This is a genomic window from Pseudomonas sp. S3_C06 (assembly GCF_054667675.1).
This window is the reverse complement of record NZ_CP162747.1, coordinates 5,390,085-5,406,741: the sequence shown is the minus strand read 5'-3', so window position 1 is coordinate 5,406,741 and position 16,657 is coordinate 5,390,085. Positions and strand designations below refer to the sequence as shown.

Below are 16,657 nucleotides of genomic sequence, written 5' to 3'. Positions count from 1 at the left end.
AGGGGATGGCCCTCAAGCCGAGTGAGAAAATCTGCAAACTACCCCAAAACCACAAGACGATTCGGCAACTCATTCCTCACCTGCGTCACCGGCACATGCACCTTGAGCAATTCCCCACACGCCTCGATACACGTGACAAACCCCTCAAGCGTGCGCCCCTGCCGCACCTGCTCGGTAAACGCCGCAACAATCGCATCCCAACTCTTATTATCGAGCCGTTTGGAAATCCCCTCATCCACTAGAATCTCCACATACCGCTCCGCCTCGCAAACAAAAATCAGCATGCCGGTGCTGCCCACCGTGTGGTGCAGGTTCTGCTCGAGAAACTGCCGGCGCGCCAGGTTGGATGCGCGCCAATGCCGCACGCGGCGCGGAATCAGGTGGGTAGTGATTTTCGGCAAACGAAACAGCAGGCACAGCACGATGAACGCGCCCCACTGCACCAGCAGCAGACTGTGCAGGGTCAGCCACCCGGTCAGGTAGTGCACAACGCCCGGCACCACCAGTGCCAAAAGGCTCGCCCACAACAGCGGGATGTACGCGTAGTCATCGGCGCGGGCGGCCAGCACCGTCACCAGTTCGGCGTCGGTGTCGCGCTCGACCCGGGCGATCGCCTCGGCGACTTTGCGTTGTTCGTGTTCAGTCAGTAATGCCATGTTGAAAAGTGCCTGCTCATTATTCTTCTGATCTCACCAGCCGCCGGACGAACCGCCGCCGCCGAAACTGCCCCCGCCGCCGCTGAAGCCACCGCCTCCACCACCGCCGCCAAAGCCGCCGCCACCGCCAAAGCCGCCCCCTCCTCCGGAGCCGCCACGGCCAGCGGGCAGGATACCGAGCATCTGGCAGACAAACACCGTCAAGATGAACAACATCACTAAAAACACGAACAGTGCCGGGTGCCGCGAGATGAAATCGTCGGCCGGATCACCGCTGGACTCATACACCGTCGACGGTTCATCCAGCGGATTGCCACCGAGCACCACCAGCATCGCCGCGACGCCATCGCTGATGCCTTTGCTGAAATTGCCGGTCTTGAAGGCTGGGGTTATGACTTGATGGATGATCACCGAAGTCTGCGCGTCAGTCAGTCGGTCTTCCAGGCCATAACCGACTTCGATGCGCAGTTTGCGCTCGTCACGGGCAACGATCAGCAGCGCGCCGTTGTTCTTGTCCTTCTGGCCGATGCCCCAGTGCCGGCCGAGCTGAACGCCGAAATCTTCGATGGTGGTGCCTTGCAGATCCGGCAGCGTGACCACGACCAATTGCTCGCCGGTCGCCTGCTCGTGGGCCTGCAACTGCTGGCCCAGTTGCGCGCGCACCGACGGGTCGATCATCTGCGCTTCGTCCACCACCCGGCCGCTCAGCGCCGGGAACGTCAACTCGGCCTGGGCGCTGAGGGCGAACAGCCACAGCATCAGCACCAGGCCCATTTTCAGCACACGCATGGACAACCTCGAATCAGAATTTCACTTCCGGGGCTTTTTCCGCGCCGGGCGTGGTGGCTTCGAAGGTTTCGCGGATCGGCAGATCGCTGTACATCACGCTGTGCCAGAGACGACCGGGAAAGGTGCGGATTTCGGTGTTGTATTTCTGCACCGCCAGAATGAAATCGCGGCGCGCCACGGCGATGCGGTTTTCCGTGCCTTCGAGTTGCGATTGCAGGGCGAGGAAATTCTGGTTGGCTTTCAGATCCGGATAGCGCTCGGAGACCACCATCAAGCGGCTCAACGCACCGGTCAGTTGATCCTGCGCCTGCTGGAACTGCTTGAGTTTTTCCGGGTTGTCGAGGGTGCTGGCGTCGACCTGGATCGACGTGGCTTTCGCCCGCGCCTCGATCACTGCGGTCAGCGTTTCCTGCTCGTGAGCTGCATAACCTTTCACCGTTTCCACCAGATTGGGGATCAGGTCGGCGCGGCGCTGGTACTGGTTCTGCACCTGGCCCCACGCGGCTTTGGCCTGTTCGTCGAGGGTCGGGATATTGTTGATGCCGCACGCGGTCAACAACGTGGCCAGCACCAGCAGCGTGGCGACCTGCAAACGCGAGCGATTGGTTGGGCTTACATTCATCGCAGTGATGCTCCTTGGCACATTTCATTATAAAAACCGAGCGCGAAACATTCTTGGCGGGCTCTTGGGGCATAATCGGCCGCGTCGCTGGATTACGACGGGCCAATGGGCTAAAAAGTGCCCTGCGCGTTCACGCTGCCGAGTGTCGGCTGTCGTTTTTGGCTCGGTGTTTTCGAGCCTGCACCCGAACAACAATAGTCGCTCCCTAAATTTTGGCTGGCCGGCGTTACCTCGCCGTTTGGGCCCTTGAGAAAAATATTCATGAAGAAGCTGTGTTTGCTGGGTCTGTTCGTCAGCCTGGCCAGTCATCAAGTATTGGCCGCCACGACCCCGGTACCTCTGGAAAACAAGGACGCATTCATCAGCAATCTGATGAATCAAATGACCCTCGATGAAAAAATCGGCCAGCTGCGCCTGATCAGCATCGGCCCGGAAATGCCCCGCGAACTGATCCGCAAAGAGATCGCCACCGGCAACATCGGCGGCACGTTCAACTCGATCACCCGTGCGGAAAACCGTCCGATGCAGGACGCTGCCATGCGCAGTCGCCTGAAGATTCCGATGTTTTTCGCGTACGACGTGATCCACGGTCACCGTACGATTTTCCCGATTCCGCTGGCCCTCGCCTCGAGCTGGGACATGGACGCCATCGGCCAGTCCGGACGCGTGGCCGCGAAAGAAGCCGCCGCCGACAGCCTCGACATCACCTTTGCGCCGATGGTCGACATCTCTCGCGACCCGCGCTGGGGCCGCAGCTCCGAAGGTTTCGGTGAAGACACTTACCTGACTTCGCGCATCGCTGGCGTCATGGTCCGCGCCTATCAGGGTGCCACCCCGAGCGCCGCCGACAGCATCATGGCCAGCGTCAAGCACTTCGCCCTGTACGGCGCGGTCGAGGGCGGCCGCGACTACAACACCGTCGACATGAGTCCGGTGAAGATGTACCAGGATTACCTGCCGCCGTACCGCGCCGCGATCGATGCCGGCGCCGGTGGTGTGATGGTCGCGTTGAACTCGATCAACGGCATTCCGGCCACCGCCAACACCTGGCTGATGAACGATCTGCTGCGCCGCGACTGGGGCTTCAAAGGCCTGGCGGTCAGCGACCACGGCGCGATCTTCGAACTGATCAAGCACGGTGTCGCCCGCGACGGTCGTGAAGCGGCGAAGCTGGCGATCAAGGCCGGCATCGACATGAGCATGAACGACACTCTGTACGGCAAAGAGCTGCCGGGCCTGCTCAAGTCCGGTGAGATCGAGCAGAAAGACATCGACAACGCCGTGCGTGAAGTGCTCGCGGCCAAGTACGACATGGGCCTGTTCAAGGACCCGTACCTGCGCATCGGCAAGGCTGAAGATGATCCGGCCGACACCTACGCCGAAAGCCGTCTGCACCGTGCCGAGGCCCGCGAAGTCGCGCGTCGCAGCCTGGTGTTGCTGAAGAACCAGAACGAAACCCTGCCGCTGAAGAAAGACGCAAAAGTCGCGCTGGTCGGCCCGCTGGCCAAAGCGCCGATCGACATGATGGGCAGCTGGGCCGCCGCCGGGCGCCCTGCGCAATCGGTGACGCTGTTCGACGGCATGAGTTCGGTGATCGGCAATAAGTCGAACCTGATCTACGCCCGTGGCGCCAACATCACCAGCGACAAGAAGGTCCTCGACTACCTGAACTTCCTCAACTTCGATGCGCCAGAAGTGGTCGATGACCCGCGTCCGGCCAACGTGCTGATCGACGAAGCAGTGAAAGCTGCAAAAGACGCTGACGTGATCGTTGCAGCGGTAGGTGAATCCCGTGGCATGTCCCACGAATCCTCCAGCCGCACCGACCTGAACATCCCGGAAAGCCAGCGCGAGCTGATCCGTGCGCTCAAAGCCACCGGCAAACCGCTGGTGCTGGTACTGATGAACGGCCGTCCGCTGACCATTCTCGAAGAGAACCAGTCGGCTGACGCGATTCTGGAAACCTGGTTCAGCGGCACCGAGGGCGGCAACGCCATCGCCGACGTACTGTTCGGCGACTACAACCCGTCGGGCAAACTGCCGGTGACCTTCCCGCGCTCCGTGGGCCAGATCCCGACCTACTACAACCACCTGAGCATTGGCCGGCCGTTCACGCCGGGCAAACCGGGCAACTACACCTCGCAGTATTTCGATGACACCACCGGGCCGCTGTTCCCGTTCGGTTACGGCCTGAGCTACACCAACTTCGCCCTGAGCGACATGGCGCTGTCGTCAACCACCCTCAACGCCACTGGCAAGCTCGACGCCAGCGTCATGGTGAAAAACACCGGCAAGCGTGACGGCGAAACCGTGGTGCAGTTGTACATCCAGGACGTCACCGGTTCGATGATCCGCCCGGTGAAAGAACTGAAGAACTTCCAGAAAATCATGCTCAAGGCCGGCGAACAGAAAGTCGTGCACTTCACCATCACCGAGGATGACCTGAAGTTCTACAACGCCCAGCTCAAGTACGCGGCAGAGCCTGGCAAGTTCAACGTGCAGATCGGCCTGGATTCCCAAGACGTGACGCAGCAGAGCTTTGAATTGCTGTAACCGCAAGAACACCGCAAAACCCTGTGGGAGCGAGCCTGCTCGCGAAAGCGGTCATTCAGATAAACAATTGCTGACTGACACACCGCTTTCGCGAGCAGGCTCGCTCCCACATTGGATTTAGGGTGTATTCAAAATCGGTTTTACCCGCGGCGGTCGAGAATATTGACCACCACCCGATCCACCCAGCCCCACACCCGCTGCTTGACCCGTCGCCACAACGGCCGGCGCTGCCACTCCTCCAGACTCACCTGCTGGCTCAGCCCGAAGTCCTTCACAAAACTCGCCTCTACCGCTGCCGTCAACGACGGGTCCAGCGCCTCCAGATTCGCCTCCAGATTGAAGCGCAGGTTCCAGTGATCGAAGTTGCACGAACCGATGCTCACCCAATCGTCCACCAGCACCATTTTCAAATGCAGGAAGCACGGCTGGTATTCGAAGATTTGCACCCCGGCCTTGAGCAGTCGCGGGTAATAACGATGCCCGGCGTAGCGCACTGACGGGTGATCGGTGCGCGGCCCGGTCAGCAGCAACCGCACATCAACACCGCGCGCCGCAGCCTTGCGCAGGGAGCGGCGGATTTTCCAGGTCGGCAGGAAGTACGGCGTGGCCATCCAGATGCGTTTTTGCCCGCTGTTCAAGGCGCGGAACAGCGACTGCAGAATGTCGCGGTGCTGGCGGGCATCGGCATACGCCACGCGGCCCATGCCCTCGCCCTTGTCCGGCACCCGAGGCAAACGCGGCAGACCGAAATGCGCGGCCGGGCGCCAGGCGCGGCGATAGCGGTTGGCGATCCACTGGCGATCAAACAACAATTGCCAGTCGATCACCAACGGGCCGCGGATCTCGACCATCACTTCGTGCCATTCGCTGCTGTCATGGCCCGGCGTCCAGAACTCATCGGTGACACCGGTGCCACCGACCACCGCCAGACATTGATCGACCAGCAGCAATTTGCGGTGATCCCGATAGAAGTTGCCGACCCAGCGCCGCCAGTTCAGCCGATTGTAGAAACGCAGTTCAACCCCGGACTGGATCAGGCGCTGACGCAGATTGAGGGTGAAGGCGAGGCTGCCGTAATCATCGAACAGACAACGCACACGCACACCGCGCTCGGCGGCCAGCACCAGCGCTTGCACGATGGTTTCGGCGCAGGCGCCGGCCTCGACCAGATACAGTTCGAGTTCGATCTGCTCCTGCGCACCAGCAATCTGCTCGAGCATGCGCGGAAAGAATTGCGGACCGTCGATCAGCAGTTCGAACCGGTTGCCGTCCCGCCACGGGAACACCGCGCCGCGCATGTCAGCGCGCCGTGAAGATCAGCACCGCACCCACCGGCACCGACAGACTGATGGCCGACAGACCGGCGAGCTTGCGCAGGCTTTCCAGCCCTGGCAGCAGATCGAAATCCTCGGCGTTGATCACCAGCGGCTCCAGCGTCACCACCTGAAAGCGGCGATCATCAAGGCGCGTTGCCAAGAGTTCGGCCGGGTATTCATGTTGCTTGCCGTGCAGGTTGACGGTCAGCGGCAGACGCAATTCCAGTTGCGCACCGGGGGCCAGATCGTTGATCGGGCGCAGGTCGATCTGGGTGGTGATGGTCGCTTCGGGGAATTGCCCGATCTGGAACAGCTCCTTGCGCATGCGCTCGTCGCGCAGCGGGATGCCGCTGTTGATCGAGTCCAGCTCGACTTCGACTTCGGCGCGACCGTTAGGGTCGACCTTACCGTGCAGCACCAGAAAGCGCTGCACTTCGGAAACATTGGCGTTTTTCGTGCTGACGAACGACAGCCGCGACGACTCGCCGTCCAGATACCAATTGGCCTGCGCCGGCAGCGTGACGGCAGCGAGCAGCAGGCTGGACAGGGTTGCACACAGGGAGCGGTTGAACATTGAACACTCGTGGGGCCGATAAACCTGCACGAACCTTAACCGCCCCCAAAGTTATTGCAACATCAAGATCAAAAGATCGCAGCCTTCGGCAGCTCTACAGGGTGGACCCGGTCATGTAGGAGCTGCCGAAGGCTGCGATCTTTTAAGGCTGTAAACGACAACCTTGGCGTTCGCTCAACCATTGGGCGCGATTGCTGCGGCCCATGCCGCTGACGGTGATGGTTTTGCTGGCAGGGTCATCGGTGAACTGGCTGGTCGGCAGCCATTGTTTGACATAGCCACGGCAATACTCGGCATCGTTGTTCATCAGATACCGGCACGAACAATATTCCTTGGCGGTGTAGGCGCTGATGATGTCTGGGAAAGCCCACAGATTTTCGCGCTCGTAGACGAACCAGCCGAGCAGCAGAACAAGCAGTAACAGCAAAAAGCGCTTCATGGCCGCACCGCCTTCAGCACGTGTTTGAGCAATTCGTTGTGGCGGTAGCTGCCGTCGCGGTCATCGCCATATCGCACGATCACCAGTTTCTCGCTGGGGATCACGTACAGCGCCTGGCCCCAATGACCAAGCGCGGCGAAGGTGTCCGGCGGTGCGTCGGGCCACGGTGACGCGGCGCCATCGGCCGGACGATTGAGCCACCAGTGGCCGCCGGGCACCGCTTCGTCCTGATGAGCCTTGTAACCGGCGAAGGGTTCAAGGTTGAACGCGACCCAATCCTTGGGCAGCAATTGGCGATCATTCCAGCGCCCGTCGCGGGCCATCAACAGACCGACGCGCGCCAGATCCCGGGCTGTCAGATAAGCGTAAGACGACGCGACAAACGTGCCGCTGGCATCGGTTTCCCACACGGCGTGACGGATGCCCAACGGCTCGAACAAAGCCGTCCACGGATAACCCGCATAACGCTGCGACCCGACAATATTTTTCAACGCTGCCGCCAAGAGATTGCTGTCGCCACTGGAATAGCGGAAGGCCTGCCCCGGTTCGGCGTAGGCATCGTGATCGGCGGTAAACGCGGCCATGTCGCGGTGACCACGGGTATAGAGCATCGCCACTACCGAGGATTTCAGCGGGGCATATTCGTAGTCTTCCTGCCAATCGATACCGGAGGCCCAGTGCAGCAGATCGGCGATTTTTATCTCCGGGTGTTTTGCCAGTGGCGGGTAGAACTTTGCGGCGGGATCTTCGAGTTTGAACAGGCCTTCGCCGTACGCCACGCCGAGGACGGTGGCCATCAGGCTTTTACTGATCGACCAGGTCAGGTGCGGGGTTTGCTCGGTGGTCGGGCCGGCGTAGCGTTCGTAGAGGATCTGGCCGTCGCGGATGATCAGCAGGGCGTCGGTGCGGATGCCTTGGCGGGTGGCGTCGTCGCGGGGTGGGAAGGCGTAATTATCCAGCGCTCCTGTATCGGTGATCGTCGTGCCAGTTGGCCATTGTTCGCCGGGCCACTGTTCGGCTTGAACGGTGAAGCAGATCAGCAGCAGAAACAGGGGCAGGCCTTTGCACATGGTGAGGGCTCTTGGGGAGAACCTGCTGAGACTAGTCGGGGTTGATGACAGATGTGTGGTGATTTTGAGGGCGCCTTCGCGAGCAGGCTCGCTCCCACATTTTGAACGCATTTCAATTGAAGAAACGCGGTCCCCTGTGGGAGCGAGCCTGCTCGCGAAGGGGCCAGTCAATTCACCATCAAAGCCTTGGTCAACCGCTTGGCCCGAGCCCCCGCCGCCAACTGCATCACGCCTTGATCGCGCTGCCACATCTGCGCCCACTCTGCCGGCCCGTCAGCCAACGCCTGACTCACCTCCCCCTCCAGCGCCTCAAACTGCGCAAACAACCCACCCAGCAACACATGCCCGGCCGGATTGTTCGGCGGTTGCCGACTCGCCTCGGCGCACCCGGCCAACAACGCCAGCAACCGAAGTTGCAGCGCCTGCGGCCAGTCACTGTCCTGGCCGACGCCATACAACCACGCGGTCATCGCGCTCAACACATAGATATCTTCCAGCGTGCGGAACGGTTTGACGTAAGCATCCCAACCATCCCCCGCCAGCAACTCACACAACGCGCCATCCAGCAGCAACCGGCCATGACTGATGTCTGGCATCAACGGCAGCGCCGGCAGTTTCTCCACGGTCACGCCGGGCTCGCCGGGGTACACAACCGCCAGACTCAGTCGTGGGGTTTCGCCGGGTTCTTCGCTGCGCGCAGCGATCAACAGCCAGTCCGCCGCATCGCCAGCGGTGACGAAATCCTTGCGCCCGCTCAGGCGCAAATCGCTCAGCCGCGTCTGCATATCCGCCGGACGCAAACTGCGCTGTTCGGTCGCACACAAAGCGCCCAGGCTCAGCGGCGCACTCGGCCACAACATGCGCAAAGCCGCTTGATAACCGAGCAGAAACGCCAGCCCCGGCGTTGCCATTCGCCGCCCGCCCGCGACCGCCAATTCGAACGGCGTGACGTTGCCCAGTTGCTGCAACAACGTCGCAAAACCCTCGGCCAGGTCAGCAACGGCGGGCAATCGGTCACGGCTGTGCAGCAGATCTGGCCAGGGCATAAGAGGCTCCTTGTGGGCTGTCATATAAGCATCACCAAACTTTCATGGCGATGACACCGGGGCTACATAGCCTGACTTTGCACAACACGGCTGCATAAAGAAAGTCGATCGGCTGCAACCCACGACGGGTTAAAGGCCCGTACGGAGATTCACATGACTCAGATCGCCCGCATCAGCGACACCGGCAATGAACGCCGCCTGCAAGCCGAACGCCTGATCGGCGCCGAGGCCTTGCAGCAAGCCCAGGCCTTGCGCTTCAACGTCTTCAGCGGCGAGTTCAACGCCAAACTGAAAGGCGCGGAACTGGGTCTGGACATGGATGATTATGATGTTCACTGCAGCCACATCGGCGTGCGTGATTTGAACACCGGCCGTCTGGTGGCGACCACGCGTTTGCTCGATCACACCGCCGCCAGCAGCCTCGGCAAGTTCTACAGCGAAGAAGAATTCAGCCTGCACGGCCTCGCTCATCTGCAAGGGCCGATTCTGGAAATCGGCCGCACCTGCGTCGACCCGGCGTACCGCAACGGCGGCACCATCGCGGTGTTGTGGGGCGAGTTGGCCGAAGTATTGAATCAGGGCGGCTACAGCTATCTGATGGGTTGCGCGAGCATCCCGATGCAGGACGGCGGCATTCAGGCCCACGCGATCATGCAGCGCCTGCGCGAACGTTATCTGTGCACCGAAAACCTGCGCGCCGAGCCGAAAAATCCGCTGCCAACCCTGGATATTCCGTCCAACGTGATCGCCGAAATGCCGCCGCTGCTCAAGGCTTACATGCGTCTGGGCGCGAAGATCTGCGGTGAGCCGTGCTGGGACGAAGACTTCCAGGTCGCCGACGTGTTCATCCTGCTCAAACGCGACGAACTCTGCCCGCGCTACGCCAAGCACTTCAAGGCGGCTGTGTAATGAGCCGGTTGCGCGTGTACGCGCGGATCGCGCGGGTGCTGTTGGTGGTGTCGCTGGGTTTGACCATGGCCAGCGTCTTCGGCGTGTTTGAACGGATTGGCCTGGCGCATTCGATGGAGCGGCGTCAGCGCTGGTCGCGCTTCTTCATGGCGCGCCTGAGCAATGCCCTGCCCTTTCGCGTGACGGTTCACGGTGAACTGCCGAAACAGCCGATGCTGTGGGTCAGCAACCACGTTTCATGGACGGACATTCCACTGCTCGGCATGCTCACGCCGCTGTCGTTTTTGTCCAAGGCCGAGGTGCGTACCTGGCCGGTGGCCGGTTGGCTCGCGGCGAAGGCCGGCAGCCTGTTCATCCGTCGCGGTTCGGGCGACAGCCAGTTGATCCGCAAGCAGATGACCCGTCACCTGCAAACCGATCACGCCTTGCTGATGTTCCCGGAAGGCACCACCACCGATGGCCGTTCGCTGCGAACCTTTCATGGTCGCTTGCTGGCGGCGGCGATTGATTCCGAGGTGATGTTGCAACCGGTGGCGATCCGTTACCTGCGCGATGGCGAAATCGATGGGCTGGCACCGTTCATTGGTGACGATGATTTGCTGTCGCACCTGATGCGCCTGTTCAGCAACGATTGCGGTGATGTTGAAGTGCACCTGCTCAAACCGCTTGCCTGCCAGGGGCGTGAGCGCGCGGCGCTGGCGTTTGAAGCGCAGCAGGCGGTGCAGAAGGCCTTGTTTGGTGAGGTAGCGAAACCGGCTGAACCGCGTCGTGCCGGCGAATTGATTGCCGCCTGAAAACACACCTCTCCCCTGTGGGAGCGAGCTTGCTCGCGAAAGCGGTATCTCAGCCAATATAGATGCTGAATGACACGCCGCCTTCGCGAGCAGGCTCGCTCCCACATTTAGATCTTCAGTGATTCGGGGTTTTGGGCGAAGTCTTGGAGTTGGGGGTAGAACAAGCGGAAGTCGTCACTCAACGGCTCATACAACCGCCGCAATTCCTCCATCGCCCCCGCCAGTTCCTCCGGCCGGCTCAACCGCCGCGAGATCCCGCGCAACACCTGCTCCAGCACTTCAAACTGCTGATACGAACCCAACCAGTCATTGGCCACCATGTGCGGGGCGATCCTCGCCAATCGTTCGGGCAATTGCGGCTCGCGGGTCAGCACCCGATACACATCAGCGGTGAAAACCTCTAGCGGCTGGTCGGCATATAGCTTCCAGTCCCGCGCCAGGCAATGATCGAAAAACACATCGAGCACGATCCCGGCATAACGCCGGCGCGTATCGGAAAAACGCCCTAGCGCGATGTCCACCAGCGGATGACGGTCAGTGAACACGTCAATCCGTCGATGCAGTTGAATGGCCGCTTCCACCTCCGGCGCAAACTGCCCTTGCAGCCGGCCTTTGACGAAATCGCCATAAAGGCTGCCGAGCAGTTGCCCGGGGCGCTGGCCACCGAGGTGTAAATGTGCGAGATAGTTCATGGGCGCAGCTTAGCACTGCGGCCCATAAGCCATACATCCACGTATCGTTATAACGCGATATACCAATTTATGCTGACGTCAGATCAAAATCATATTGGTGTATCGCGATCTAACGATTTATATTTCGCCACATCGCGATATAGCGTTGTACACATTGTGAGCACCCTGCCATGAACCTCGACCTCGACGAAATAATAAAAGCCCTGGCGCACCCAGTACGGCGAGACATCCTCAACTGGCTGAAAGACCCGAAGAACGAATTTCCGGAACAGTTGCACAACCACGAGTACGGCATCTGCGCCGGGCAGATCGATCAACGCTGCGGCCTGTCGCAGTCGACCGTTTCGGCACACCTCGCGACGTTGCAACGCGCCGGTCTGATCAGCAGCCAGAAAGCCGGGCAATGGCACTTTTTCAAACGTAACGAGGACGTGATCCAGGCGTTCCTCAGCACCCTCAGTAAAGAGCTCTGACCCTTAACGTCAGCCAGCCGACAAGGAAACCTGCATGCCCCTCTCGCTACTCATACTCGCCTTGAGCGCCTTCGCCATCGGCACCACCGAATTCGTCATCATGGGCCTGCTGCCCGATGTGGCGGCCGACCTCGGTGTGTCGATCCCCGGCGCTGGCTGGCTGGTGACCGGTTACGCCCTCGGCGTGGCGATCGGTGCGCCGTTCATGGCAATGGCCACCGCCAGACTGCCACGTAAAGCAGCACTGGTGGCGTTGATGGGCATCTTTATTGTCGGCAACCTGCTCTGCGCCATTGCCAGTGACTACAACGTGCTGATGTTTGCCCGCGTGATCACCGCGCTGTGCCACGGTGCGTTCTTCGGCATCGGTTCGGTGGTAGCGGCCAATCTGGTGCCGGCCAACAAGCGAGCGTCGGCGGTGGCGTTGATGTTTACCGGCCTGACCTTGGCCAACGTCCTCGGTGTACCGCTGGGCACTGCGCTGGGTCAGCAATATGGCTGGCGCTCGACCTTCTGGGCGGTGACCGTTATCGGTGTGATTGCGCTGATCGGCCTGATCCGTTTCCTGCCGGCCAAGCGTGACGAAGAAAAACTCGACATGCGTGCCGAACTCTCCGCCCTCAAAGGTGCGGGGATCTGGCTGTCGCTGAGCATGACCGCGCTGTTCGCCGCGTCCGTCTTCACCCTGTTCACCTACGTTGCCCCGCTGCTCGGCGAAGTCACCGGCGTTTCGCCCCGTGGCGTGACCTGGACACTGATGCTGATCGGCCTGGGCCTGACCGTCGGCAACATCATCGGCGGCAAACTCGCCGACAAAGGCATGGCCGCCACGCTGATCGGCGTATTCATCGCCATGGCCGTGGTCTCCACCGTGCTGACCTGGACCAGCGTCGCGCTGATCCCGACCGAAATCACCCTGTTCCTCTGGGCCACCGCGTGTTTCGCCGCCGTACCGGCGCTGCAAGTCAACGTGGTGACCTTCGGCAAAGCCGCACCGAACCTGGTGTCGACCCTGAACATCGGCGCCTTCAACGTCGGTAACGCGCTCGGCGCCTGGGTTGGCGGCAGCGTCATCGCCCACGGCTTCGGCCTGACCAGGGTACCGCTCGCAGCCGCCGCCCTGGCCGTGCTCGCCCTGCTGGTGACGCTGATTACTTTCCGTCAGAACGGCAATGCCGATCTGGCCCCGGCAACTAACTGATTACTTTCCACTTACGAGGGTTGTAGACATGGCAACTATTTTCGATCCGATCAAACTCGGCGACATCGAGCTGGCCAACCGCATCATCATGGCCCCATTGACCCGCTGCCGCGCCGACGAAGGTCGCGTGCCAAACGCGTTGATGGCCGAGTACTACGTACAGCGTGCTTCCGCTGGCCTGATCCTCAGCGAAGCCACCTCGGTGACGCCAATGGGCGTTGGCTACCCGGACACCCCGGGCATCTGGTCCAACGATCAAGTGCGCGGCTGGGCCAACGTGACCAAAGCCATTCACGCTGCCGGCGGCAAGATCTTCCTGCAACTGTGGCACGTCGGCCGGGTTTCCCACCCGTCGTACCTCAACGGTGAAGCACCCGTCGCTCCGAGCGCGATCCAGCCGAAAGGTCACGTCAGCCTGGTTCGCCCACTGGCCGACTACCCGACTCCGCGTGCACTGGAAACCGCTGAAATCGCCGACATCGTCGACGCCTACCGCACCGGCGCCGAAAACGCCAAAGCGGCCGGTTTCGATGGCGTGGAAATCCACGGCGCCAACGGTTACCTGCTCGACCAGTTCCTGCAAAGCAGCACCAACCAGCGCACCGACAATTACGGTGGCTCGCTGGAAAACCGTGCGCGCCTGCTGCTGGAAGTGACCGACGCGGCGATCGAAGTCTGGGGCGCCGGCCGTGTCGGCGTGCACCTGGCACCGCGCGCTGACTCCCATGACATGGGCGACGAAAACCTGGCGAAAACCTTCACTTACGTGGCTCGTGAGCTGGGCAAACGCGGCATCGCGTTCATCTGCTCCCGTGAGAAAGAAGGTGCCGACAGCCTCGGTCCACAACTGAAAGAAGCTTTCGGTGGCCCGTACATCGCCAACGAAAAATTCACCAAGGACAGCGCCAATGAATGGCTGGCCAGCGGCAAGGCTGACGCTGTGGCGTTCGGTGTGCCGTTCATTGCCAACCCGGATCTGCCGGCGCGTTTGAAGGCTGATGCGCCGCTTAATGATGCGCACCCGGAAACCTTCTACGGCAAAGGCCCGGTCGGTTATATCGACTATCCAGCGCTGTAAGAAGCAGAAACACAAAGCCCCCGACTTGTGAGAGTCGGGGGCTTTTTTGTGTTCGCCGGGAGATTGATTGCGCGGTTTAGTACGTAGCCCCTCATCGGAACGCCGCCCGCCCAGCCCTCTCCCGAGGGAGAGGGAGCCGATCTGTGTGCGTTTCAAATCTGGAGTTCGACCTGATATTTCAGGTCGGCGTATCTCGAAAGAACTCCTCGGTCGGTCCCCTCTCCCGCTGGGAGAGGGCTAGGGTGAGGGCAAACCGCTCACACTCATTCACACAGACGACACAAATTCCCTACAAAATGCGTAGCTCGCTACGTATAAACTCCCCGCCGCAAACGTATATAAAGGCAGGCCAATTGACATAAGCTGTGCCAATTACGCATTTTGTTTCATTTGCGCAGGCTGGGGCTCAGGCGCAGCATATCCAACCCTGTATCGACCCAACGCTCGGCCTCGGCATGTAGCTCAAAGCTGTCCGGTGCCAGAAGCCATCCATACAGAAGGCCATCGATATAGCTGTGAATGCTGATGGCCGCGCGGGCAGTGTCGAGATCTTCCGGCAACTGGCCGCGATTCACCGCATTACGCAACGTCAGAGCGATGCGCTCATTGCAATCGAGACTGACGTCCCGGCGCTGCTGGCGCAAATCGCACATTTCATCGGTGAACTCGCACTTATGAAACAGAATTTCGTTGATACGCCGGGTTTTCGGGTCCAGCGCAACTTGATGAAACAAATGAATCAGCAGTTGGCGCATGCAGCCCAGCGGATCGAGCTCGTCTTCACTTTCGCTGGCTCTGGCCAGTTCATCCAGCGGCTCACGCAACGAATCGAGCATCGCCTGCACCAGATCGGCCTTGTTGCTGAAATGCCAGTAAATGGCACCGCGCGTGACGCCGGCCAGGGCCGCGATATCCGCCAGGGTCGTGCGCGCAACGCCCCTTTCATAAAAGGCTTTCTCTGCCGCTTCCAGAATCTGGCTACGGGTCTCCTGAGCTTCCTCTTTGGTACGACGGACCATGGCAGTAAAACCTCAAACAGGATGTTTCAGGGATGGCTGAATATCCGCTGAATAAAGAGGGGGCGATCTCTCATGAATCGGCTCCCCAGCCTACAATTTCAAACCTTGCGCCGTTTTTTGTAACAGGGTGGATACGACGCCAGGGTGTTTACAAACAACCATGAACGTAAGTATATTCCTTAGCAAGCTACTTATCCACCCGGTAACCTTTTTTTACCCTTCCACACTTCTTGTGCGCTTTTCGCGCGCCTGACCCGAGGATTTTCATGCAATTCAAGCCAGCTGTTACCGCTCTGGTCACTGCCGTCGCCCTGGCATCGCTGCTCAGCGGATGTAAAAAGGAAGAAGCGGCCCCGGCCGCTCCACCGCCTCAGGTCGGCGTCGTCACCCTGCAACCACAAGCCTTTACCCTCACGTCGGAACTGCCGGGCCGCACCAGTGCGTTCCGCATCGCTGAAGTTCGCCCGCAGGTCAACGGCATCATTCTCAAGCGTCTGTTCAAGGAAGGCGGCGATGTCAAAGCCGGCCAGCAGCTGTATCAGATCGATCCGTCGGTCTATGAAGCGACCCTGAAAAGCGCTGAAGCCAACCTGCGTTCGACCAAGTCGATCTCCGACCGCTACAAGCAACTGGTCGACGAGCAGGCCGTGAGCCGTCAGGAATACGACACCGCCGTGTCCAACCGCATGGAATCGGAAGCGTCGTTGCAGACCGCGCAGATCAACGTGCGTTACACCAAGGTGTACGCGCCGATCTCCGGCCGCATCGGTCGTTCTTCGGTCACCGAAGGTGCACTGGTCAGCAATGGCCAGACCGACGCGATGGCAACGATCCAGCAACTGGACCCGATCTACGTCGACGTCACCCAGTCCTCGGTTGAACTGCTGGAGCTGCGCCGCGAGCTGGAAAGCGGTCGCCTGCAGAAGTCCGGCGATACCGCCGCAGCGGTCAAACTGACCCTGGAAGACGGCAGCCAGTACAAGCTTGACGGTAAGCTGGAATTCTCCGAAGTCACGGTTGACCCGACTACCGGTTCCGTGACCTTGCGCGCCGTGTTCCCGAACCCGGATCACACCCTGCTGCCAGGCATGTTCGTCCGCGCCCAGTTGCAGGCCGGCGTCAACGCTGCGGCCATTCTGGCGCCGCAACAAGGCGTGACCCGTGACCTCAAAGGCACTCCGACCGCACTGGTCGTCGGCGCCGATAACAAGGTCGAACTGCGTCAGCTCAAGGCCAGCCGCACCGTCGGCAGCCAGTGGCTGATCGAAGACGGCCTGAAGGCCGGCGATCGCTTGATCACCGAAGGCCTGCAGTACGTGCGTCCAGGTGTTCAGGTCAACCCGACCGAAGCCACTAACGTAGGCAACAAGAACCCGGCCCCCGCTCAGGCAGCTGACAAAGCCGCCGGCGGCAAAGGGGAGTAATC

At 60.7% G+C, this 16,657-nt stretch carries 17 protein-coding genes; 7 read left to right on the top strand and 10 right to left on the bottom strand.

Translation table 11 applies throughout. The features are described 5' to 3' along the window. Positions 1-38: 38 nt before the first annotated feature. From AB4N44_RS24030 to AB4N44_RS24020, 3 genes are read right to left on the bottom strand one after another with little or no spacing between them, the layout of a single operon-like run. A complete protein-coding gene (locus AB4N44_RS24030; RefSeq protein WP_127926147.1) occupies positions 39-656 on the bottom strand; it encodes a TPM domain-containing protein in 618 nt (205 codons plus the stop codon). 33 nt (positions 657-689) lie between these two features. Further along, entirely contained in the window at positions 690-1,445 is a 756-nt protein-coding gene (locus tag AB4N44_RS24025) for a TPM domain-containing protein (RefSeq protein WP_460107210.1), read from the bottom strand. Between the two features lie 13 nt (positions 1,446-1,458). Then, on the bottom strand, positions 1,459-2,067 hold the full coding sequence (locus tag AB4N44_RS24020) for a LemA family protein (protein ID WP_095119162.1): 609 nt from the start codon (positions 2,065-2,067) through the stop codon (positions 1,459-1,461). 261 nt (positions 2,068-2,328) lie between these two features. Between AB4N44_RS24020 and bglX the strand changes: the two genes are divergently transcribed. After that, positions 2,329-4,620, top strand: coding sequence for a beta-glucosidase BglX (bglX, locus tag AB4N44_RS24015; RefSeq protein ID WP_455805305.1), 2,292 nt, complete (start codon positions 2,329-2,331; stop codon positions 4,618-4,620). A gap of 140 nt (positions 4,621-4,760) precedes the next feature. On the opposite strand, the gene AB4N44_RS24010 is transcribed toward bglX, so the two are convergent. From AB4N44_RS24010 to AB4N44_RS23990, 5 genes are all read right to left on the bottom strand, one after another. Next, positions 4,761-5,918 carry a phospholipase D-like domain-containing protein gene (locus tag AB4N44_RS24010; RefSeq protein ID WP_127926144.1) on the bottom strand — a complete coding sequence of 386 codons (1,158 nt, stop codon included), beginning with the start codon at positions 5,916-5,918 and terminating at the stop codon, positions 4,761-4,763. 1 nt (position 5,919) lies between these two features. Beyond that, positions 5,920-6,510, bottom strand: a complete 591-nt coding sequence (locus AB4N44_RS24005) for a YceI family protein (RefSeq protein WP_316917780.1) — start codon at positions 6,508-6,510, stop codon at positions 5,920-5,922. Between the two features lie 142 nt (positions 6,511-6,652). Next, on the bottom strand, positions 6,653-6,949 hold the full coding sequence (locus AB4N44_RS24000; protein ID WP_460107213.1) for an amidase: 297 nt from the start codon (positions 6,947-6,949) through the stop codon (positions 6,653-6,655). Further along, positions 6,946-8,019 carry a serine hydrolase domain-containing protein gene (locus AB4N44_RS23995; RefSeq protein ID WP_460107216.1) on the bottom strand — a complete coding sequence of 358 codons (1,074 nt, stop codon included), beginning with the start codon at positions 8,017-8,019 and terminating at the stop codon, positions 6,946-6,948. Before AB4N44_RS23995 ends, AB4N44_RS24000 begins: the two co-directional genes overlap by 4 nt. Positions 8,020-8,186: 167 nt before the next feature. Next, positions 8,187-9,065: an acyl-CoA dehydrogenase middle domain-containing protein gene (locus tag AB4N44_RS23990; protein WP_460107219.1), complete on the bottom strand. Its 879-nt coding sequence runs from the start codon at positions 9,063-9,065 to the stop codon at positions 8,187-8,189. Between the two features lie 153 nt (positions 9,066-9,218). Between AB4N44_RS23990 and olsB the strand changes: the two genes are divergently transcribed. Together olsB and AB4N44_RS23980 are read left to right on the top strand one after the other, a co-directional pair. Further along, positions 9,219-9,974: an L-ornithine N(alpha)-acyltransferase gene (gene olsB / locus AB4N44_RS23985; RefSeq protein WP_016982801.1), complete on the top strand. Its 756-nt coding sequence runs from the start codon at positions 9,219-9,221 to the stop codon at positions 9,972-9,974. Further along, complete coding sequence (locus tag AB4N44_RS23980) at positions 9,974-10,768, top strand: lysophospholipid acyltransferase family protein (protein WP_127926139.1); 795 nt, start codon at positions 9,974-9,976, stop codon at positions 10,766-10,768. Before olsB ends, AB4N44_RS23980 begins: the two co-directional genes overlap by 1 nt. 107 nt (positions 10,769-10,875) lie before the next feature. Here AB4N44_RS23980 and AB4N44_RS23975 read toward each other — a convergent pair whose 3' ends face one another. Then, complete coding sequence (locus AB4N44_RS23975; protein ID WP_150749355.1) at positions 10,876-11,460, bottom strand: acyl carrier protein phosphodiesterase; 585 nt, start codon at positions 11,458-11,460, stop codon at positions 10,876-10,878. Between the two features lie 170 nt (positions 11,461-11,630). Here AB4N44_RS23975 and AB4N44_RS23970 point away from each other — a divergent pair, with 170 nt between their 5' ends. From AB4N44_RS23970 to AB4N44_RS23960, 3 genes are read left to right on the top strand one after another with little or no spacing between them, the layout of a single operon-like run. Further along, entirely contained in the window at positions 11,631-11,933 is a 303-nt protein-coding gene (locus tag AB4N44_RS23970) for an ArsR/SmtB family transcription factor (protein WP_007917068.1), read from the top strand. A gap of 34 nt (positions 11,934-11,967) precedes the next feature. Next, entirely contained in the window at positions 11,968-13,134 is a 1,167-nt protein-coding gene (locus AB4N44_RS23965; RefSeq protein ID WP_460107221.1) for an MFS transporter, read from the top strand. 28 nt (positions 13,135-13,162) lie between these two features. Continuing rightward, entirely contained in the window at positions 13,163-14,212 is a 1,050-nt protein-coding gene (locus tag AB4N44_RS23960) for an alkene reductase (RefSeq protein ID WP_460107223.1), read from the top strand. Positions 14,213-14,598: 386 nt separating this feature from the next. On the opposite strand, the gene emhR is transcribed toward AB4N44_RS23960, so the two are convergent. After that, entirely contained in the window at positions 14,599-15,231 is a 633-nt protein-coding gene (emhR, locus tag AB4N44_RS23955; RefSeq protein ID WP_007917080.1) for an efflux system transcriptional repressor EmhR, read from the bottom strand. 266 nt (positions 15,232-15,497) lie between these two features. On the opposite strand from emhR, the gene AB4N44_RS23950 reads away from it, so the two are divergent. Next, positions 15,498-16,655 (top strand): efflux RND transporter periplasmic adaptor subunit, encoded by a 1,158-nt coding sequence (locus tag AB4N44_RS23950; RefSeq protein ID WP_150749358.1) that lies wholly within the window; start codon positions 15,498-15,500, stop codon positions 16,653-16,655. The last annotated feature ends 2 nt before the right edge of the window (positions 16,656-16,657 follow it).